Source organism: Nonomuraea sp. NPDC048892 (assembly GCF_040649735.1).
In the GTDB taxonomy this organism is placed as follows: domain Bacteria; phylum Actinomycetota; class Actinomycetes; order Streptosporangiales; family Streptosporangiaceae; genus Nonomuraea; species Nonomuraea maheshkhaliensis.
Genome location: NZ_JBEZFZ010000042.1, coordinates 33541 through 52911 on the forward strand (window position 1 = coordinate 33541; position 19371 = coordinate 52911).

Here is a 19371-nt window from a genome sequence, read left to right on the forward strand (position 1 = left end):
TCAGGTCAGGTGCGCGGTGATCAGGCGGACGGCCGCGGCCGTCTCGCCGGGGTCCAGCGGCTGCCTGGACACGTGGTGGGCGCCGCCGTCGAGCGGGCCCAGGGACAGGTCGCGGCTGCCGGGGCGGCCGCTGCCGAGCGCGATCGTGGCCGCCTCGCCGCCCTCCGGGACGACGCTGCTGTGGAAGAGGCCGGCGGCCAGCGTGTAGGTGTCGCCGGGGCCGAAGACCTCCACCAGGCCCGTCTCGTGGCGCACGGTGCGGGGGGTGGGCGAGATGCGGTCGCCGTCGGCCCCGCTGACCACCTCGTAGACCCGGTGCGTGGCGTCCGCGCGGGCGTCGGTGACCACCGCGTGCACGTTGCGCATCTGGCCGTAGAGCACGTGGCTGACCAGGTCCCAGCTGTGGCAGTGGATCTGCGACGTGGTGCTCTCGGCGTGCGCGAGCGAATCGGACCACAGATGGAGGCATACCCCCTCACCGCCGTCACGCTCCAGTGGCAGGCAGACGAATCCCAGCGGATGCCGCACCGCGCCAAGATCGGGCCGGGCCAGCACGTCGAGGGCCCACCGCCTGGCCTCCCCGGCGGCCAGGACGTCGCGTACGCCGGCGTAGCTCATGACCCGTAGGGATCGACGGCGCGCAGCGCCTTGCGGGCGATGTCGACGACGTCGCGGCCGTCGTACGACCTGGGCAGGGGCACCCCGATCCGCGCGAACAGCTCCTGCACCTCCTCGATGGTGGGCTCGTCGCCGAGCGGGACCTTCTTGTACATCTCCAGCGGCACCCGCCGCGCCTGCTCGAAGCTGAGCCGCAGCTCGGTGTCGCAGTTTTCGTAGTAGAACGTGTCGGCCAGCGCGGTCATCGCCATGTTCGGGTCTTCGACCGTCATGATCAGGCGGGTCGTGGACAGGTCCCAGCGGAACGTGGTCATCGTCGACGACAGGCCGACCTCGATGTCGAGCAGGCCGTAGCGCTGGCGGTGCCAGAAGGCGGTCAGGATGGTCGCGTACGACTCCTTCCTGGCCCGGTCGGTGGTCCACGACTCGCCGGTGGCGTCGGGATGGTCCTCCAGCGAACGGCGGTAGTGGGCGTACGTCTCGCACACCTCCAGGTTGGTCGGATCGATGACCTCGACCCTGACCGTGAGGTGGCGTTTGTCCCTGCGCGCGGCCGCCACGCAGGCCGGCAGCGTCACCGCGCGCAGATAGGTGCCGGTGCCGCCCTTGAAGCTCCACCTGGTCGTGTCTCGGCGGGCCTCGGCGTGGGACTGGGCGATCTCCTGCCTGCTGCCCAGCACCCGGACGAGTTCGAGCGCGTCGAGGGCCCGGCGCGTGCTGTGCGCCAGGCTCTCCAGCTCCTCCAGCCTGGCCAGGCGCAGCGGCAGCTCGGCCAGCGCGCCCGAGGTGATCGTCTTCTCCACGGGCGCCTGCCGGACGCGGTCGCGCAGCAGCGCGGTGGCCACCAGCGCCAGGATCACCAGGGTCGCGGCGGTCACGAGCTGGCGCTGGATGTCCTCGCCCTCGGGGCCGAAGATCTCGTCGGGCATGATGCCCAGCACACCGACCACGATCGCCAGCCCGAGCGCGATGGCGCCGTCCGCGTTGTGCGCCGCCCATGGGGCGGCCCGCTTCAACGCCGCCATGAACCGTGCCATCGCTCGCCCCGCCGTCCGACGATCAGTCAGTTCCCGACGTCATGGTAACGACCGCGCCATGCGACTGCCAGCACACGCAAAGGAGCGATCTCCTGTCGGAAGGTGGTCCGGAATATTGCCTCGCCCGCGCAAAACCGGCGATTGTAGGATCCGGCGGCATGATCGAGGATCCCCGTGTCCTGCGTTACTACGAGCAGGGCGGCGAACTGACCAGGCTGCGGGAAGGGCGGGGACGGCTGGAGTTCTGGCGTACCCGTGACGTGCTGCTGCGCACGTTGCCGCCGGCGCCGGCGAAGGTGCTCGACGTGGGCGGCGGCACCGGCGTGCACGCCGCGTGGCTGGCCGCCGCGGGCTACGACGTCGAGCTGATCGACCCCGTGCCGCTGCACGTCGAGGAGGCCGCGGCGCTGCCCGGCGTGCAGGCCCGCCTGGGCGACGCCCGCGACCTGCCCGTCCCCGACGGGGCGGCCGACGCGGCACTGCTGCTGGGCCCGCTCTACCACCTGCACGAGCGCGCCGACCGCGTCCGCGCGCTGAGCGAGGCCCGCCGCGCCGTCCGCCCGGGCGGGCTGGTCGCCTCGGCCTTCATCAGCCGCTACGCCGCCCTGCACGACAGCGTCCGCCTGGGCACGCTGCCGCGCGAAGGGCGGGCGGAGGTCGAATACCGCACCGTGGAGACCGGGGAGATCGTCTCGCCGCGAGAGGACGGCTTCCGCGGGTTCAGCCATATCCCCGAGGAGATCGTCGCCGAGTTCACCGAGGCGGGGCTGCCCCGGCCGAGCGTCTACGGCCTGGAGGGCGCGTTCTGGCTCTACGGGGACGTGGACGACTGGCTGGACGACGACGGGCGGCGCGAGCTGCTGCTCGACGCCGCCCGCCGGCTTGAGTGCGAACCGTCGCTCTTAGGGGTCAGCGGTCACCTGCTGGCCGTGAGCGTGACCTAGAACCAGCCGCGGTGGCGGGCCATCTGCTCCAGGCCGCGCTGCAGGGCCGCGTCCGCCGAGTTCGGCGGGTCGTCGTAGCGCACGGTGAAGCGGTTGTAGGCGTCGTGGCTGGAGCTGAGGAAGCCGCCCCGCTTGTCGGCCTCCAGGATGACGTCCATCTGCCGCGGCCCGGCGATGAACGTCAGCTCCAGCTCGTTGAAGTGCCGCCGCCACTGACCGCCCGCGTAGTACTCGATCTCCTGGAAGAACGGCATCGTCGAGCCGTACAGGGTGCCGCGTTCCAGGTCGGCCTTCTTGAACTGGAAGCCCAGCCGGTCGAGCGCGCCGAGCACGTGGTCCTGCGCAGGCAGCGGGCTGACGAACAGCGGGTCGAGGTCGCCCTTGTCGAGCGCCCCCGCCAGCGCCAGCTCCGTCTGGACGCCCAGCCGCATGCCGGGCAGCGGATGCCCCGCGATGGCGCTGATGGGCGTCTCCCACGGGACCGGGATCTCGAACGGGTGCTGGTGCTGCGCGCCAGCGGCGAGCTGGAACGTCCCCGCGACCTGCTGGCGCAGGAAGCTGTAGGACGTCTTGTACTCGTTGTCGCCCTGCTCGACCTCGACCACGGCGGTGAGGTCGATGTGGATGCCCTCGACCTTGTACTCGGAGTTGCCGCCACGGAAATGGACGACGCCGCGCAGCAGCTCGCCAGGGCGCACGCCCGTGTTGGTCAACACCGTGTCAACCTCGACGCCCGCGCCGAACGCGGCCATCAGCTTGCGGAACACCATGGGGTTCTCCTATGCGGAAGGTGTACGGCCGTTCACTTGATCCGTTCCCGTGCCCGAGATGCGGGGGAGCAGCTGGGCGAGCAGGAGGGTGGACAGCGCGGAGTCGGCCTGACCCTGCTGGGTGCGTACGACCAGCGGCTGGGGGGCATTCTCCGCCAGTTTCGCGCCCACGTCGAGGCGCTTGCGGGCCAGCTCGTACTGCAGCACGGCCCGGTTGTCCCGGTACGACTCGGCCAGGCGGCGCAGCGCCTTGGCCTCGTTCTCGGCGGCGGTGAGCTCGGCCCGGCCGCGCGCCTCGATCTCCCACGTCACCCGCTGCGCCTCGGTCTCCTGCTCCTCCAGCATGCGGGCGACGTCCTTGCGGGCCGTGTTGTGGGCTGCCTTGACCTCGACGACGCGGGCGTCACGGGTCTTCTTGGAGCGCTCGATCTCCATCAGCAGGGTGTCGATGCGGCGCTTGCGGGTCAGCTCCCACTCGCGCTCGTAGGCCGACAGCTCCTTGGCCACCTTCTCGCGGGTGGCCAGGTGCTGCTGGTACTGGTCGGGCAGCTGCACGTCGGGGATGTTGGAGCCGGTGACGCGCACGCCGTAGCGGCCCAGCTGGCGGTTGAGCGCGTCCTGCATGTCGCCGACGTCGGAGCCGCGCAGGTCGTACGCGCGCTCGGTGTTGACCCGGCGGCTGCGCTGCCTGATCGCGTCCTGCACCGCGCTGGACAGCACCAGGTCGAAGTTGCCCGCGCCGATCGTGCGGACGAACGCGACCGGGTCGACGATGCGGAACTTGAGGAAGAACTCGATCGACTTCAGCGGCACGTTCTCGGCGGTCGGGCAGGCCACGATCGGCGCCGAGTACGGGATCTCGGTGGAGGTGTCGACGACCGCGTCCACCCGGTCCCACGGCAGCCAGAGGTAGTGGCGGCCGGGCGGCAGCGTGCCGGTGATGGCGCCCCAGCGGCTGCGCACGCCCGTGGTGCCCTCCTCGATCTCGATGATGGCCTTGCGCCACATCGTGATCAGGGCGATGAGCAGGAAGAACAGCGAGGCGAGCGCCGCCGTGACGGTGAAGTCGCTCAGCGCCGCCATGCCGGCGAAGTAGAGCGCCAGGAAGATCAGCGTCATCCAGGCGAAGCCGCGCCGGTCCTTGGGGATGACGACGGGCACGAGCTGGCCCTGCTCGCCGCCGCGCAGAAGCTGGCGGATGTCGCCCCAGGAGGCGACCGATTCCTTGATCTTGGAGAAGTCGCGGCTCATCAGATCCCACTCCCAGCCTGTCCGTGGTGCTTGCCGCCGGGCAGCAGCCGTTCGACGGTGGATTCGAGGTCGGAGTCGGGCTCCGGCACCTGCGGCGGCTGCTCCACGTCGGCGGCCGTCTTGGCAAGCAGCGCGGCGATCTCGCCCTCGCGGCCCCGTACGCGCTGGCCGATCTCGTCGAGCCTGGAGCGGATGGCGGCCATGTCCTCGGCGGAGAACAGCGCCGCTCCCTTGCCGCCCACGAGCTGCTGGGCCAGGGCCAGGAAGTCGATGTCGGTCTGGTCGCCCACCTGGACGACCTGCGGCAGCCTGGTGGCGACCGACTCCAGCTTGGTCAGCAGGTCCTGCTGGAAGCGGTAGTCGAGGATCTCGGGCGCTTCGGCGGCCGACAGCGCCCTGATGTCGAGCGCCTGGGCCTCCAGCAGCGCGGCGTTGGCGTTGGCCGTGGACTCGGCCTCGACCAGGCGCTGCCTGGCCTGCGCGGTGGCCTGGTGGGTGGCGCGTTCGAGGGCGGTGTCCATGCGGGCCTGATAGCCGGCGATCTCGGCCTGGATGGCGCTCAGCGTCTCCTGGAGGCCGGCCAGCTCCTTGATCAGGTCGCCCTCGTTCTGCTCCTTGCGCAGCTGGAGCTCGTACTCGTAGGTGTAGGCCTCCTTGGCGACGCGGACCATCTCGGGCGCGGCCAGGTCCATCCGGTATTCCTGGCTGGACGGCTCGGCGTGCGTGATGTTGACGTCGGTGAGCCGTACGGCGGGCAGGAACTGCTGGTTGAGGCTCTCCAGCATGCCGAGCGTGCTCTCGCCGACCAGGTCGTAGATCTCCTCGGCGCGCTGGGCGTAGATCAGGGAGCGGGTGACCTCGCTGATGGCGTTCTGCAGCTTGGACTGGAAGCCGCTGACCGAGCCGAGCACGAAGATGAACTCCGCCGGGTTCTCGATCCTGAACTGCAGGAACAGGTCCACGCTGGCCTTGACGCCCTGCTGGGTGGGCGCCTCGCTGATCGGCGCGTTGAACGGGTATTCGCGGGTGGTGTTGACGATGTAGCTGACCCGCTTCCACGGGTTGAACAGCGTCACCCGGCCCGGGTCCGCGATGTGCACCAGCTTGCCGAACTGGGTGATCAGGGCCTTGCAGCCCTCGGGGACCATCACCACGCTGCGCCGCCACCACAGGAACGCGGCCGCCAGCACCAGCACCACCCAGTAGTGCGGGCCGAACACCACGTCCGCCTGCGGGACGATGTTGCCGAGCGCGCCGATGAGGCCGAGCAGCACGAGGATGCCCAGCGGCACGATCACCTTGGCGGTGCTGCCCTTGGGGATCACCACGGGGGAGATGACGTGCATGCCGTTCTCGGCGAAGCTGCGGTTGACGATCTCGCCGGCCTCGTTGAGCGAGGCGGTGCGCGCCTCGATGAGGGTGCCGATGGACACACCGCCGTCGCGGGCCGCGGCGAAGTCGTGCGGGTTGAGCGTGAAGCCCTGGGCGGCCTGGGCCTGCAGCTGCCCGGCCTGGCCGGCCACCTGGCCCATGGCTTGGCCCACCGCCTGGCGTACGTCACCCCCCTGGGCCACCGTTCGGGCTATGCCCTGTCCTGCCTGGATCAGTGCCTCTCTGGGTCGTGACATGAAACCTTCCTCTTCCGCTACAGGCGAATTCGACCGTATCGGGTATGACTTACTGTTCGCTTGCAATGCGGTGTCACAGGTGTATTGCTGTTTGTCGCAGGTATGCTATGGATGTCAGAGCCCTGCTATCGGGGGGGGTGCGATGAGAGGGGCTGGGAAGTCACGCCGTGATGAGCGAGAGCGTCCACAACCGGATCGCGCTGCTGCGCGCGGAGCGCAACGTGACCCGCAGGCAGCTGTCCGACGCCCTGGGGGTGCACTACCAGACCATCGGCTACCTCGAACGCGGCGAATACAGCCCCAGCCTGCACCTGGCGCTGCGGATCGCCGCCTATTTCGAGGTTCCGGTGGAGGTCGTCTTCTCCACCACGCCCTTCCCCCGGATCGGCGAGCGTCCGGCCTGACGCTTTCTGTCGGTGGCGCCACCTACAGTGGGCACCATGCGACCGGTCACTGATTTGCAGCGGAAGGTGGCGCCCTTCGAGGTCGTCACCGAGATGACTCCATCGGGCGACCAGCCGACGGCCATCGCCGAGCTGGAGCGCCGCGTCAAGGCCGGGGAGAAGGACAACGTCCTGCTGGGCGCCACCGGCACCGGCAAGACCGCCACCGTGGCCTGGCTGATCGAGCGGCTGCAGCGGCCCACCCTGGTCATGCAGCCCAATAAGACCCTCGCCGCGCAGTTCGCCAACGAGCTGCGCGAGATGCTGCCCAACAACGCGGTCGAATACTTCGTCTCCTACTACGACTACTACCAGCCCGAGGCCTACGTCCCGCAGAGCGACACCTACATCGAGAAGGACTCCTCGATCAACGACGAGGTCGAGCGGCTGCGCCACTCGGCCACCAACTCGCTGCTCACCCGCCGCGACACCATCGTCGTCGCCTCGGTGTCGTGCATCTACGGCCTGGGCACGCCGCAGGAATACGTCGACCGCATGGCCCGGCTGCGCGTCGGCATGGACGTCGACCGCGACCAGTTGCTGCGCCGCCTGGTCGACATGCAGTACACCCGCAACGACCTGGCCTTCACCAGGGGCACCTTCCGGGTGCGCGGCGACACCATCGAGATCATCCCGAAATACGAAGAGCTGGCCGTCCGGATCGAGATGTTCGGCGACGAGATCGAGAAGCTCGCCACCATGCATCCGCTGACCGGCGAGGTCATCACCGAGGACGAAGAGCTCTACATCTTCCCCGCCTCCCACTACGTCGCGGGCGAGCAGCGCATGGCCGCCGCCGTGGCCGGCATCGAGGTCGAGCTGGCCGAGCGGCTGTCTGAGCTGGAGCGGCAGGGCAAGCTGCTGGAGGCGCAGCGGCTGCGGATGCGCACGACGTACGACATCGAGATGATGCGCCAGATCGGCACCTGCTCCGGCATCGAAAACTACTCGCGCCACATGGACGGCCGCGAGGCCGGCAGCGCGCCCAACACGCTGCTCGACTACTTCCCCGAGGACTTCCTGCTCGTCCTCGACGAGTCCCACCAGACCGTCCCGCAGATCGGCGCCATGTACGAAGGCGACGCCTCCCGCAAGCGCACCCTGGTCGACCACGGGTTCCGGCTGCCGTCGGCGCTCGACAACCGGCCGCTGAAGTGGGAGGAGTTCCTGGAGCGCATCGGCCAGACCGTCTACCTGTCGGCCACGCCCGGCCCCTACGAGCTGGGGCGGGCCAAGGGCGAGGTGGTCGAGCAGGTCATCCGCCCGACCGGGCTGGTCGACCCCGAGATCGTGGTCAAGCCGACCAAGGGCCAGATCGACGACCTGGTCCACGAGATCCGCGAGCGGGCCGAGCGCGACGAGCGGGTCCTGGTCACCACGCTGACCAAGAAGATGTCGGAAGACCTCACCGACTACCTGCTTGAGCTGGGCATCCGGGTCCGCTACCTGCACAGCGAGGTCGACACGCTGCGCCGCATCGAGTTGCTGCGCGAGCTGCGCTCGGGCGAGTTCGACGTGCTCGTCGGCATCAACCTGCTGCGTGAGGGCCTCGACCTGCCCGAGGTGTCGCTGGTGGCGATCCTCGACGCCGACAAGGAGGGCTTCCTGCGTTCGGAGACGTCGCTGATCCAGACCATCGGCCGCGCCGCCCGTAACGTCTCGGGCCAGGTCCACATGTACGCCGACAAGGTCACCCCGTCGATGGAGCGGGCGATCGACGAGACCAACCGGCGCCGGGCCAAGCAGATCGCCTACAACGAGGCCAACGGCATCGACCCGCAGCCGCTGCGCAAGAAGATCGCCGACATCCTCGACTCGCTCCAGCGCGAGGACGCCGACACCGACAAGCTGCTCGGCGGCAGCGGCCGGCAGCAGTCGCGGGGCAAGGCGCCCGTGCCCGGCTTCGCGGCCCGCCAGGCCGGCCAGCACGCCAAGGCCATCGCCGGTGAGATGCCTCGCGCGCAGATGGAGTCGCTGATCGAGTCGCTGACCGAGCAGATGCACCAGTCGGCCGCTGACCTCCAGTTCGAGGTGGCCGCACGGCTGCGCGACGAGATCAAGGAGCTGAAGCGGGAGCTGCGCGACATGCGCGAGGCGGGGGTCAAATAGACCATACCCCGCCTGACCTGGGCGAATGCTTTGCCAAGTGACGGGCAGCGTCCAGATATGAACAAGACGATCATCGGTGCCCTGGTCGGTGCGACGGTGCTCGCAGGCGGCTGCGGCACCGCGTTCAACGAGGTGGAGCGGCTGGCCGCCCAGCCCTCCCCCTCCATCGGCACCCCCACCTCGACCACCGCCCCAGGCGCCCCGGGAAGCCCGGGCGACTCGCCCTGCCCAGGTTGCCCGGGCGGGCCTGGCGGTCCAGGTGGCTCTGGCATGCCGGGCGGGTCTGGTGAGCCGGGCATGCCGGGTGGGCCGGGCAGCCCCGGTGGTCCCGGCCAGAACGCCCTCGAAGACCTGAAGCAGGCCGGCCAGGCGGCCCTGGCGGCGGTGCCCGGCTCCACCCTCATCTCGATCGAGACGGAGGAGGGCGGGCGCACCTGGGAGGTGCAGGTCGTCGCCAAAGACGGAACCGAGCACCAGGTGGACGTCGAAGCGGGCAAGGTCGTCAGCGGCCCCACCACCGAGAACGAGGACCAGTCGGACAAGACGAAACACCGGGACCGGGTGGCGGCCGCCAAACTCGACTACGCCCAGGCCGCCGACAAGATCGCAGCCGCGGTCCCTGAGGGCCGCGTCACGGAGCTCAACCTGGACACGGAGCAGGGCAAGACCGTGTGGGAGTCGGACGTGATCACCCCGAACGGCACCAAACACGAGGTAACCGTCGACGCCACCACCGGCCAGGTCATCCAGTCCAACAGCACCACAACCTGACCCTTCGCCCCCAACGATCGCCGACCAGGCCGGTGCGCCGCCGAGGGAGCGGTCGGCGATTGGTCGCGGCCGAGAACGCCGGCCGGTGCGGCAGCCCGGCCGCCGTCAGCAGGCAGGAGATCCCGGGCCGCGCCCGAACACGGCCCGCCCTCGGAAGGGTCCGCTTCGGCGGGGTCCGGTTTGACGGGGAGTTGTCCTCGGGAGGGTTCGGCTGGGTGAGGTCCGGTCTGACGGGGTTCGGCGCGCCGCTGGCCCCATCGCGTTGCCGGCTCCGCCACGCGATCGGCTCCGCCACGCGATCGGCTCCGCCACGCGATCGGCTCCGCCACGCGATCGGCTCCGCCACGCCATCGGCCCCATCGTGCCCGTTGGCCCCATCGTGTTGCTGGCCCCGTCACGCCGGCGGTTCGCTGCGCCGCTGGCCCGTCGCGCCATGGGTCCCGCCACGCCATCGGTCCCATCGCGTCATCGGCCCTGTGAGCGCGCGCTCAGTCAGCAGCAGGGGTTGCCTGGAGTCTTCGATGGGGTTGGGGGATCAGGGGAGGAGGGTGCGCAGGGTGTGGGCGAAGGCTTCGGGGTTGTCGAGCATGATGTTGTGGCCCGACTCCGGGATGGCCAGCACCTGGACGCCTGCCTCACGTAGTTCTTCCGCCCCCTTGGGTGCGGAACCCTCGGGGTGCAGGTAGGCGCGGGGGATCGGCAGGCCGAGGAGCAGCTCGCGGGTCGTGGGGGTGGTGTTTCTGGCCAGGCTGACCGCCGTACGGTGCAGGCCGCGCAGGTCGGCCAGGCGCATCGTGGACCACCAGTGCGGCCCCACCCGGTCGCGTACGTCCTTCCAGCCCTCCGTCACGAACTCCTCCTCCTCGTAGTCCGCGATGCCGCTGGTGCCCGGCCGGACGGGGGACGGCGGGTAGGGGTCGAGGTTGGCGTCCACCAGGATCAGGCCGGCCACCAGATCGGGGTTACGGGCGGCCAGCGTCGTCGCCACCGCCCCGCCCATGCTGTGCGCGATCAGCGACGCGCCCTCGACCCCCGCCGCCCGCAGCGCCGCCGCCAGTGCGTCGGCGTGGGCCTCAAGCGTGTAGGAGAACTCCTCCGGACGGTCGCTGATGCCGAACCCGAGCAGGTCGATCAGCAGGGAACGGTTGCGCGGCAGCAGCGGATGGACGGCGACCTGGGCGTAGTAGGGGGCCGAGGTGGCACCGAGGCCGTGAACGTAGACGCGGGCGGGCTCGGCGCCGGGCAATTCCACCCAGCGCATGTGAGCGCCGCTGGGATGGACGATGGCATGGTGCATGGTGGGTCTCCTGTGCATCGGGCTCAATATACATCGGCTGCGATGTATAGTGGCATACATGTTGGAGCTGGCGATACTCGGGTTCCTCAGGGACCGGCCGTTACACGGTTACGACCTGCGCCGGCGCATCGCGGCCCTGATGGGGCACGTGCGTCCGGTGGCCGACGGCACTCTCTATCCGGCGATCAAGCGGATGGAGGCCTCCGGCTGGCTGATCAGGAAGGACGAGCCGGGCATCGCCGCCGCGCCCCGGCGCACGCTCTACCTGACGCCCGAGGGGCAGGCGGAGCTGGAGCGACGGCTGCGCGACCCGGACGATCTCGACATCAGCGATGAAAACCGGTGGTTCGTGCTGCTGGCCTTCCTGCGTCACCTCGACGAGCCCAGGGGCCAGGCGGCAGTGCTGCGCAGACGGCTGACCTTCCTGGAGGAGCCGACGAGCTTCTTCTACGACGACGGTGACCGGCCGATGGGGGCCGAGGAGTTCGGCGACCCGTTCCGGCAGGGCCTGCTGACCATCGCCCACGCCACCAGCCAGGCCGAACTGGCCTGGCTCCGCGCCACCATCGAAGCCCTGGAACACGGCGACACAGGTGTTGGAGCAGGCGGGGGCGCAGGTACGGGTACGGGTAGAGGCGCAGGCCCGGGTCCGGGGTAGAGGTGCAGGCCCGGGCACAGGACCGGGTGGGGGCATGGGCACGGGCCGTGTCCGCAGGAACCTGCCGAATCGTCGAGCCGGGAACGGGTGGCAGGGCGGTGGGGCGGGAGGCTGCCGGCCCGATCAGTCGGTGACCTTTCGCAGGTCGAGGTCGATGGCCACGTCGAAGCCGATATGGGTGTGCAGTCGCTTGCGGTGGATGCCGGTCGGGACGTAGGCCCTGGTCGCGGGCTCCCGGTCGAAGGTGTACACGACAGGCGAGCCGTTGTCGTTCTCCACCCGCCAGAAATGCCGGATGCCGGCGTCAGCGTACTTGAGCGGCTTGGTCGTGCGGTCCCTTTCCATGGACTCGGCTGAGACCACCTCGACCACCAGGTGCACGTCCTCCGGCCGGAAAGTCGTGGTGTCCGGGCTGATCGTCGTCCTGGCGACCAGCATCACATCAGGCTCGGGGCGCTGGCGCGGGCTCGGCGTCAGCGTCATCTCGCGTACGGCCGTGAGGTGCCTCGGAGGGCGGAGCGAGCGCTCAAGGAGGCGGAGCGTGAGCATGTGGAAGGCGGTCTGCGGTGGGCGCAGGACGAGTGCGCCGTCGATCAGCTCGACGTGCCGGGGCGCGTCGGGAGGAAGGTGGTCGAGCAGGTCGGCGGTCCAGCCGCCGGGAGGGCCGGGGTAGAACCACTCCGGCAAGGCTGTGCTCATGGACCGGCTCCTGGAAGGGTGACTGGCCGCGTCCATGGTGTCACAGCACGGCGTTACCGGGGGTGGTCTTTGCGTTCCTCCATCGTGCGGCGGTAGAGCTCGTCGATCTCGTCGAGCGGGTCCTTGACGGGGGCCTGGCGGCGGGCCTCGATCTCCAGGTCGGTGCGGGAGCTGAGGTCGGCGATGCCGGTCGCCGTGTGGGTCACCTGGTCGCCGAGCAGGTCGGCGCGGATGCGGGCGCACATGGCCGTCAGCTTGGCCTGGTGCTCCCTGAGCCGGTTGAGGGTGGCATGGTCGACATAGGGGGACACACGGCGCTGCTGGGCGTACATGCCGAGCTGCCCGTCGTGCACCTCGGCCTGGGCCGTCAGGTCGGCCAGCAGGTGGGGCAGCTCGCCCAGACCCCAGCCCTGGCGCTGGGCCTGCTCGACGGCCTGGCGGGTGAGGGAGACCTCGCGGCGCAGGTCGAGGCGCAGACGTTCGACCTCGGCGGCGTCGCCGGTGCCCATGGCGTTGACGTGTGTGGTGAGGCGGCTCGTGGCCTCCTTGGCCTTCACCGCGGCCTTCTTGCCCAGCTTGACCAGGAGGTAGATGCCCACGCCTCCCAGCAGCAGGAGGAACGCCAGGATCACCAGCACGATGACTAGGAACTCGCCGATCTCCGCCACCTCCCGTTGGGGTTGATGCCTTGAAGGATAGTCCGCCGGACGGGATCCGGCGCGCCCGACCAAGCAAGCCCTTGATCAGGGCAGAACGGTGTGTTTCAGTTCACATGATTCCTGAAACACCCCAGAAAGGGCAGCGCGTGCTGGACGGCAAAGTTGTGATCATCACCGGCGGAGCCCGGGGCATGGGGGCGGCCACCGCCCGGCGCTGCGTCGCCGCCGGGGCGCGGGTCGTCATCACCGACGTTCTCGTGGAGGAGGGCACGGCCACCGCCAAGGAACTGGGCGCCCGTTTTATCGAGCACGACGTGACGAGCCAGGACGGGTGGGCGGCGGTGGTCGCCGAGACCACGCAGGCGTACGGAAGGCTCGACGGCCTGGTGAACAATGCCGGCATCGCCTCCGTCGCGATGATCGAGGACCAGTCGCTGGAGGAGTTCGAGCGGGTGCTCCAGGTGAATCTGGTCGGCACCTTCCTGGGGCTCAAGTCCGTGGTGAGCGCCATGCGCGAGTCGGGCGGCGGGGCCGTGGTCAACCTGTCGTCGGTCGCGGGGCTGTTCGCCCTGCCGAGCACGGGCGGGTACGGCGCGTCCAAATGGGGAGTGCGCGGGCTGACGAAGATCGCGGCTCTGGAGTTCGGGCGCTATCGCATCCGCGTCAACTCCGTACATCCCGGGATGATCATCACCCCCATGACCGAGCCGCTCGGCGCCCGCTCGGGCGACGGCACGTTCCCGCTGGCCCCCGCCGGGCGCTGGGGCGAGCCCGAGGAGGTGGCGGAGGCGATCGCGTTCCTGCTGTCCGACGCCGCCTCGTACATGACCGGCGCGGAGCTGGCCATCGACGGTGGCTGGACGGCGGGGGAGAGCGCGCTGATGCCCCAGCTTGAGGGCCTCGCAAGGCCGGGAGAGCCGGAAAAGCAGGAGGGGAGCGCGGGGTAGATGCCGTACGCGGAGGTCGGGCCGGGCGTCAGGCTCTTCTACACCGACGACGGGCGGGCGGAGGACGACCGCCCCCCGTTACTGCTCGTCCACGGCTGGGGCGCCGACTCCCACCAGTGGTCCTGGCACATCGACGCGCTCGCCGCCCACCACCGCGTGATCGCCGTGGACCTGCGCGGCCACGGCTACTCCTCGGTCCCCGACACGGGCAACACCCCGCGCATGATGGCCGGCGACCTCGACGTCCTGCTCGACCGGCTCGGCATCCCCCGGGTGATCGCCGTCGGGCACTCCATGGGCGGTCAGGTGGTGTCCATCCTGGCCGTCGAGCACCCCGAGCGGGTGCGCGCGCTCGTCACCCTCGACCCCGGCTACGGCATGACGGCCGCCCTGGCCCGCGGCTTCCCCCAGATGATCTCCTCGCTGCGCGGCGACGACCCGCACGCCGCCGCCGAGCGCATCGACGAGTGGTGCACGAACGCCGGTACCCCCGACGTCATCAGGCGCTGGCACAAACGCCGGCTCCACGGCATGGCGCCGCACGTCCTCGCCGAGGCGTTCGAGGCGATGTTCACCGGGCCCGAGGCGATCGGGGTGCGCCCGGCCAGTGACGACTACCTGGCCCGCAGGCGCTGCCCGGTGCTGTCGATCTGGGCCGATCCGGGGCGGGCCGCCTGGGAGGCGGGGCTGATCGACGATCCCGCCTCTGTGGTGGTGTGCTGGGAGGGGGCGAGCCATCGGCTGCACGAGGAACGGCCAGAGGACTTCGCCCAGACGCTGGAGGGGTGGGTGCGCAAGCTCTGACCGCCGCGAAGCGGGCCTCAGGGATAGCCCTTGGCCGCCCGTTTGCGGGCCCGGCGGCGGCGTACGCGCCGCAGCACCCACCAGGCCAGCACCGCGAGCAGCAGCAGCGCCAGGATCACCAGCACGGGCAGGAAGATCGCGATCAGGCTCATGCCGAGCGCGCCGGCGTCCTCGGCCGTGCTCACGACCGGCGCGCCCGTCCCCGCCGTGCTCACGTTGACCACCGGCCGGGCGACGGTCTTGATCACGTGTACGACGAGCGCCAGCCCGATGCCCAGCACCCAGCCGGCCCACGGATGCTCGGTCATCCAGGTCGAGCTCTCGAACTCGGCCGCCGCGCTCGTGGCGGAGAAGACCACGCCGCCCGAGGCCGGGCGGATCACGGTCTGGATGGCGTCGTTGACGCTGTCGACGGCGGGCACCTTGTCCAGCACCATCTCGGCGACCAGCAGCACCGCGATCACGGCCAGCACGCCCCAGTTGGACAGCCAGGAGTAGGCCTCGGGCAGCTTCACGGCGTCGGTGAAGTTCGCGAGCACCCCCACGACCAGCAGCGGGATGTACGCGTTCAGCCCGGCGGCCGTGGACAGGCCCATACCGGTCAATGCGGCGAGCATGCCCCTAGTCTGCCCGGGTCGCCTCGTCCATGAGGCTGATCAGCCCGGAATGAGTGAATTCCGCCACCGCCCGCTCGTACTTCTCCATCCCCCACGACCAGAAGTCGAAGTCGATGGTGGAGTTGGCGCCGTCCTGGATGGAGGCCCAGAGTGTCCAGCCGTATTTCGACATGAGACCCAGCAGGCGGGCTCTGGCGATCTTGTGGCGCAGGCGGCGGCCGTAGTAGGCCGTGACGAGCTCCTCCAGATGGCCGAGCGGCAGGTCGGACTCGCTCCAGATGTTGCCCAGCTCGAAGCAGGGGTCGTTGTTGCCGGCGTACTCGTAGTCGATCAGCCAGAGGCGTTCGCCGTCGTCGAGGATGTTGCCGGGCAGCAGGTCGTTGTTGCAGGGCACGGTCCCCTCGTCGCGCACCGCCAGACATTTCTGGATCTGGGCGACGGTGGGCATGAAGTCCAGATAGTCCGGCGGCAGCCGGAAACCGCGTTCACGCACGATGTCCAGGTAACGTCGCTGCACGTCGAACATGTCGAAGTCGCGCACGAACCGCGGCCCGGCGTGCAGCAGGCGGCACGCCCGCGCCACCCGGGGCAGGTTGGCCGGATCGCGCAGGTCGGCCTCCGTGAACGTACGCGCCGGAACGTAGCCCACCACCAGCACCCCGAGCTCGGGCAGGTAGGCGTGCACCGGCGCCCCGACCCCCGCGCGCGCCGCCGCGATCGAGTCGGCGTGCTCGGCGTCCCTGTCGATGGCGAGCAGCGCCCCGTCGCTGGCCGACACGCGCACCACGTAGGTGCCGGCGGACGTGGTCACCTTGTAGTTGTGGTTGGTGAGCCCGCCGGGCAGCTCCTCCACGGAGCGCGGCAGGCCGGACAGCAGGGGGATGCGATCGAGGACCTCGGGCGCGGCCATGCTCGATGCTAGGCCGCCCCGCCGCGAACGGTCTAGACCTTTACCGGCGCGCCGGTTAGCCTCGCGACCATGAGCGACTCGGCCCGCATCGTGATCATCGGCGGCGGGGTGGGCGGCGCGTCCGTCGCCTACCACCTCACCCAGCTCGGCGAACGCGACGTCGTCGTGCTCGAACGCGACGAGCTCACCAGCGGCTCCACCTTCCACTCGGCCGGGCTCGTCGGGCAACTGCGCGCCGACCCCACGCTGACCCGGATGAACCAGTACTCGGTCGAGCTCTACCGCACCCTGGACGCCGGATGGACCGAGTGCGGCGGCATCAAGCTGGCCTCGACGCCCGAGCGCATGGAGGAGATCCGCCGCCAGATCGGCTGGGCGCGCACGTTCGGGCTGCCGCTGGAGGAGATCTCGGTGGCCGAGGCGGTGGAGCTGTTCCCGCTGATGGACCCCGAAGGCGTGGTGGGGGCGGCGTACCTGCCGACTGACGGCCAGATCGACCCCTCCCAGCTCTGCTACGCGCTCGCCACCCGCGCCCGCGAGGGCGGCGCGCGGCTACGCACCCGCACCCGCGTGCTCGGCGTCAAGACGGCCGGCGGCCGTGTCACGGGCGTGCGCACCGACCAGGGCGACATCGACTGCGAGATCGTGGTCAACTGCGGCGGCATGTTCGCGGCCGAGATCGGCCGCATGGCCGGGGTACGCGTGCCGATCGTGCCCATGTCGCACCAGTACGTCGTGACCGACGCCTTCCACGACCACGCCGGCCTGCCCACGCTGCGCGACCCCGACCTGCTCGTCTACTACCGGCAGGAGGTTCAGGGCCTGGTCATGGGCGGCTACGAGCGCACCTGCGCCCCCTGGACGGCCGCCACGAACGCCTTCGACGCCGTGCCCGCCGACTTCAACGGCCGGCTGCTGCCCGAGGACTATCCCAGGTTCGAGGAGATCTCCGACAACTCCCGGGTCAGGGTGCCCGCGATGGCCGACGTCGGCATCCGCAAGCTGATCAACGGCCCCGAGGCGTTCACCCCCGACAACGAGTTCTGCCTGGGCGAGACCGAGGTGGGCGGGTTCTACGTGGCGGCCGGGTTCTGCGCCCACGGCATCGCGGGCGCGGGCGGCATCGGCCGGATCATGGCCGAGTGGATCGTGGACGGCGAGCCGAGCATGGACGTCTGGCACATGGACGTGCGCCGCTTCGGCCGCCAGTACCGTTCGCCGTCGTACACGCTCAAGCGGGCGGTCGAGAACTACGAGACGTACTACGACATCCGCTACCCCGGCCACGAACGGTCGGCGGGGCGGCCGCTGCGCCTGTCGCCCGCCTACGGCTGGCACGCCGGACACGGCGCCGTCTTCGGGGAGAAGTCGGGCTGGGAGCGGGTCAACTACTACGCGTCCAACGAAGGGAATGGAACGGGCGAGCGGCCGCGCGGATGGGCCGGGCGGCTCTGGTCGCCCGCGATCGGCGCCGAGCACCGGGCCACGCGCACGGCCGCCGGGCTGTTCGACGAGAGCTCGTTCGCCAAGATCGAGGTCACCGGCCCTGACGCCGCCGAGCTGCTGGAGTGGGTCTGCGACAACCGGGTCGCCCGCGAGGTCGGCGCCGTCACCTACACGCAGGCGCTCAACCGGCGCGGCGGCATCGAGTGCGACTTCACCGTCACCCGGCGCGGTGAGGAGGACTTCCTGATCGTCACCGGCACCGCGTTCGGCTCGCACGACCTCGGCTGGCTGCGCAAGCAGGCCGCCCGCACCGGCGCCACGGCCCGGATCGCCGACGTGACCGGACAGTACGCCTGCTTCGCCCTGTGGGGGCCGCGCGCCCGCGACGTCATGTCCGGGCTGACGCCCGATCCGCTGGACTTCCCGTTCATGTCGGCGCGGGAGCTGACCGTGGGCGACGTGCCGGTGCTGGCGCTGCGGGTGACGTTCGTGGGGGAGCACGGGTGGGAGCTCTACTGCTCCACCGAGTACGGGCTGGGGCTGTGGCAGACGCTGTGGCGGGCGGGCGAGCCGTACGGGCTCGTGGCCGGCGGCTATCGGGCCATCGACAGCCTCAGGCTGGAGAAGGGCTACCGGGTGTGGGGCGCCGACATCGGGCCCGAGACCACGCCGTACGAGGCCGGGCTGGGCTTCTGCGTCAAGAACGACAAGGAGTTCCTCGGCCGCGACGCGCTGGACCCGGCGCCGCCGCGCAGGCTGCGCTGCGTGACGCTGGACGACCCCGGAGCGGTCGCGCTGGGCAACGAGCCGGTACGGGTGGCGGGCGACGTGGTCTCCCGCGTCACCTCGGGCGGCTACGGCTACACCGCCCGCGCCTCCATCGCCTACGCCTACCTGGAGGCCGCCCCCGGCACACCGGTCGAGATCGAGGTGGAGGGCGCCTGGGTGGCGGGGACCGTGGTCAAGGGCCCGGTGGTTCCCTGACGCCGCTGCGCACCGAGATGCGCACCCGGTCGGGGCGGAACAGGTCGAGCGCGTACTCCACCGGGGTCCCGTCGCCGGCGTAGGCGGTGCGCTCGATCAGCATGAGCGGTCTGCCCGGCTCGATGCCCAGCTCGGCGGCCTCGGCCGGGCGGGCGATCACCGGGTCGAGGCGTTCGACCGCCGTACGCGGCTCCAGGTCGTAGCGGGCCGCCAGGAGCGCGTACAGGGAGCCGGTGAGGTCCTGGTCGAGCAGGCCGGGCAGGTCGGGGAAGTAGGAGCGCTCCAGCGCGACCGGCGACCGGCCCGCCGAGCGTACCCGCGCCACCTCGTGCACCGGCGCCCCGGCCGCGACGCCGAGCGCGGTGGCCGCGGCGGCGGGCGCGGGCACCGTCGCGGCCCGCAGCACCCGTGCCTCGGCCCGCAGGTGGGCGCGGCGCATCTGCTCGGTGAACCCGGCCAGCCCCGTCAGGTCGCACTCGATGCGCGGCTCGGCGATGAACGCCCCGCCCGACCTGCCGGGCAGCCGGAGCAGCACGCCGTCGCGTTCCAGCGAGGCCAGTGCCTGCCTGAGCGTCATCCTGCTCACGCCGAGGCGTCCGGCCAGCTCCCGCTCGCCGGGCAGCCGGTCGCCCGGCGCCAGCTCGCCGCCGGCGATCGAGGCGAGCAGCCAGCGCTCGATCTGCACGTGCGCGGGGACGCCGGTGCCGCGCTCCAGCTCAGGCGGGATCCCGACCACAGGCGCAGATTACCCTTTGCCGGACATCTTCCCTACGGGGTCC

Annotated in this window: 19 protein-coding genes; 8 read left to right on the forward strand and 11 right to left on the reverse strand. The window is 70.6% G+C overall.

Going from position 1 to position 19371, the window contains the following annotated elements; translation table 11 throughout:
- Both AB0C28_RS52810 and AB0C28_RS52815 read right to left on the reverse strand, forming a co-directional pair.
- Nucleotides 1-618 (reverse strand): hypothetical protein, encoded by a 618-nt coding sequence (locus AB0C28_RS52810; RefSeq protein ID WP_357860630.1) that lies wholly within the window; start codon nt 616-618, stop codon nt 1-3.
- The gene (locus AB0C28_RS52815) at nt 615-1655 is read right to left on the reverse strand and encodes a hypothetical protein (protein WP_358084689.1); all 1041 of its coding nucleotides are present in this window, start codon (nt 1653-1655) and stop codon (nt 615-617) included. Before AB0C28_RS52815 ends, AB0C28_RS52810 begins: the two co-directional genes overlap by 4 nt.
- A gap of 158 nt (nt 1656-1813) precedes the next feature.
- On the opposite strand from AB0C28_RS52815, the gene AB0C28_RS52820 reads away from it, so the two are divergent.
- Nucleotides 1814-2599, forward strand: a complete 786-nt coding sequence (locus AB0C28_RS52820; RefSeq protein WP_358084692.1) for a class I SAM-dependent methyltransferase — start codon at nt 1814-1816, stop codon at nt 2597-2599.
- Here the strand turns inward: AB0C28_RS52820 and AB0C28_RS52825 are convergent.
- The 3 genes from AB0C28_RS52825 to AB0C28_RS52835 are packed head-to-tail and all read right to left on the reverse strand — an operon-like array spanning nt 2596 to nt 6248.
- Nucleotides 2596-3369: a sporulation protein gene (locus tag AB0C28_RS52825; RefSeq protein ID WP_357860624.1), complete on the reverse strand. Its 774-nt coding sequence runs from the start codon at nt 3367-3369 to the stop codon at nt 2596-2598. The genes AB0C28_RS52820 and AB0C28_RS52825 overlap by 4 nt on opposite strands.
- 9 nt (nt 3370-3378) lie before the next feature.
- A complete protein-coding gene (locus AB0C28_RS52830; RefSeq protein WP_357860621.1) occupies nt 3379-4620 on the reverse strand; it encodes an SPFH domain-containing protein in 1242 nt (413 codons plus the stop codon).
- Nucleotides 4620-6248 carry an SPFH domain-containing protein gene (locus AB0C28_RS52835; RefSeq protein WP_358084695.1) on the reverse strand — a complete coding sequence of 543 codons (1629 nt, stop codon included), beginning with the start codon at nt 6246-6248 and terminating at the stop codon, nt 4620-4622. Before AB0C28_RS52835 ends, AB0C28_RS52830 begins: the two co-directional genes overlap by 1 nt.
- A 170-nt stretch (nt 6249-6418) precedes the next feature.
- Between AB0C28_RS52835 and AB0C28_RS52840 the strand changes: the two genes are divergently transcribed.
- Genes AB0C28_RS52840 through AB0C28_RS52850 form a run of 3 tightly spaced genes read left to right on the forward strand, consistent with a single transcriptional unit; the run spans nt 6419 to nt 9571 of the window.
- Complete coding sequence (locus AB0C28_RS52840; protein ID WP_106244753.1) at nt 6419-6652, forward strand: helix-turn-helix transcriptional regulator; 234 nt, start codon at nt 6419-6421, stop codon at nt 6650-6652.
- A gap of 36 nt (nt 6653-6688) precedes the next feature.
- Nucleotides 6689-8800, forward strand: coding sequence for an excinuclease ABC subunit UvrB (uvrB, locus tag AB0C28_RS52845; RefSeq protein WP_357860616.1), 2112 nt, complete (start codon nt 6689-6691; stop codon nt 8798-8800).
- 57 nt (nt 8801-8857) lie between these two features.
- Entirely contained in the window at nt 8858-9571 is a 714-nt protein-coding gene (locus AB0C28_RS52850) for a PepSY domain-containing protein (RefSeq protein ID WP_357860613.1), read from the forward strand.
- 535 nt (nt 9572-10106) lie between these two features.
- Here the strand turns inward: AB0C28_RS52850 and AB0C28_RS52855 are convergent.
- The gene (locus tag AB0C28_RS52855; protein ID WP_357860610.1) at nt 10107-10886 is read right to left on the reverse strand and encodes an alpha/beta hydrolase; all 780 of its coding nucleotides are present in this window, start codon (nt 10884-10886) and stop codon (nt 10107-10109) included.
- Nucleotides 10887-10926: 40 nt separating this feature from the next.
- Here AB0C28_RS52855 and AB0C28_RS52860 point away from each other — a divergent pair, with 40 nt between their 5' ends.
- Nucleotides 10927-11526, forward strand: a complete 600-nt coding sequence (locus AB0C28_RS52860; RefSeq protein ID WP_357860607.1) for a PadR family transcriptional regulator — start codon at nt 10927-10929, stop codon at nt 11524-11526.
- 123 nt (nt 11527-11649) lie between these two features.
- Here AB0C28_RS52860 and AB0C28_RS52865 read toward each other — a convergent pair whose 3' ends face one another.
- Both AB0C28_RS52865 and AB0C28_RS52870 read right to left on the reverse strand, forming a co-directional pair.
- Nucleotides 11650-12225 carry a Uma2 family endonuclease gene (locus AB0C28_RS52865; protein ID WP_358084698.1) on the reverse strand — a complete coding sequence of 192 codons (576 nt, stop codon included), beginning with the start codon at nt 12223-12225 and terminating at the stop codon, nt 11650-11652.
- Between the two features lie 53 nt (nt 12226-12278).
- A complete protein-coding gene (locus AB0C28_RS52870) occupies nt 12279-12893 on the reverse strand; it encodes a hypothetical protein (RefSeq protein ID WP_357860598.1) in 615 nt (204 codons plus the stop codon).
- A gap of 137 nt (nt 12894-13030) precedes the next feature.
- Here AB0C28_RS52870 and AB0C28_RS52875 point away from each other — a divergent pair, with 137 nt between their 5' ends.
- Nucleotides 13031-13831: a glucose 1-dehydrogenase gene (locus AB0C28_RS52875; RefSeq protein WP_358084701.1), complete on the forward strand. Its 801-nt coding sequence runs from the start codon at nt 13031-13033 to the stop codon at nt 13829-13831.
- Nucleotides 13832-14635 (forward strand): alpha/beta hydrolase, encoded by an 804-nt coding sequence (locus AB0C28_RS52880; protein ID WP_358084703.1) that lies wholly within the window; start codon nt 13832-13834, stop codon nt 14633-14635.
- Between the two features lie 17 nt (nt 14636-14652).
- Here AB0C28_RS52880 and AB0C28_RS52885 read toward each other — a convergent pair whose 3' ends face one another.
- On the reverse strand, nt 14653-15252 hold the full coding sequence (locus tag AB0C28_RS52885) for a DUF4126 domain-containing protein (RefSeq protein ID WP_357860589.1): 600 nt from the start codon (nt 15250-15252) through the stop codon (nt 14653-14655).
- A gap of 4 nt (nt 15253-15256) precedes the next feature.
- Nucleotides 15257-16162 (reverse strand): phosphotransferase, encoded by a 906-nt coding sequence (locus AB0C28_RS52890; protein WP_357860586.1) that lies wholly within the window; start codon nt 16160-16162, stop codon nt 15257-15259.
- Between the two features lie 69 nt (nt 16163-16231).
- Here AB0C28_RS52890 and AB0C28_RS52895 point away from each other — a divergent pair, with 69 nt between their 5' ends.
- Nucleotides 16232-18592: an FAD-dependent oxidoreductase gene (locus tag AB0C28_RS52895; RefSeq protein WP_358084706.1), complete on the forward strand. Its 2361-nt coding sequence runs from the start codon at nt 16232-16234 to the stop codon at nt 18590-18592.
- Here AB0C28_RS52895 and AB0C28_RS52900 read toward each other — a convergent pair.
- Nucleotides 18570-19328, reverse strand: coding sequence for a GntR family transcriptional regulator (locus AB0C28_RS52900; protein WP_357860580.1), 759 nt, complete (start codon nt 19326-19328; stop codon nt 18570-18572). The genes AB0C28_RS52895 and AB0C28_RS52900 overlap by 23 nt on opposite strands.
- Between the last annotated feature and the right edge of the window lie 43 nt (nt 19329-19371).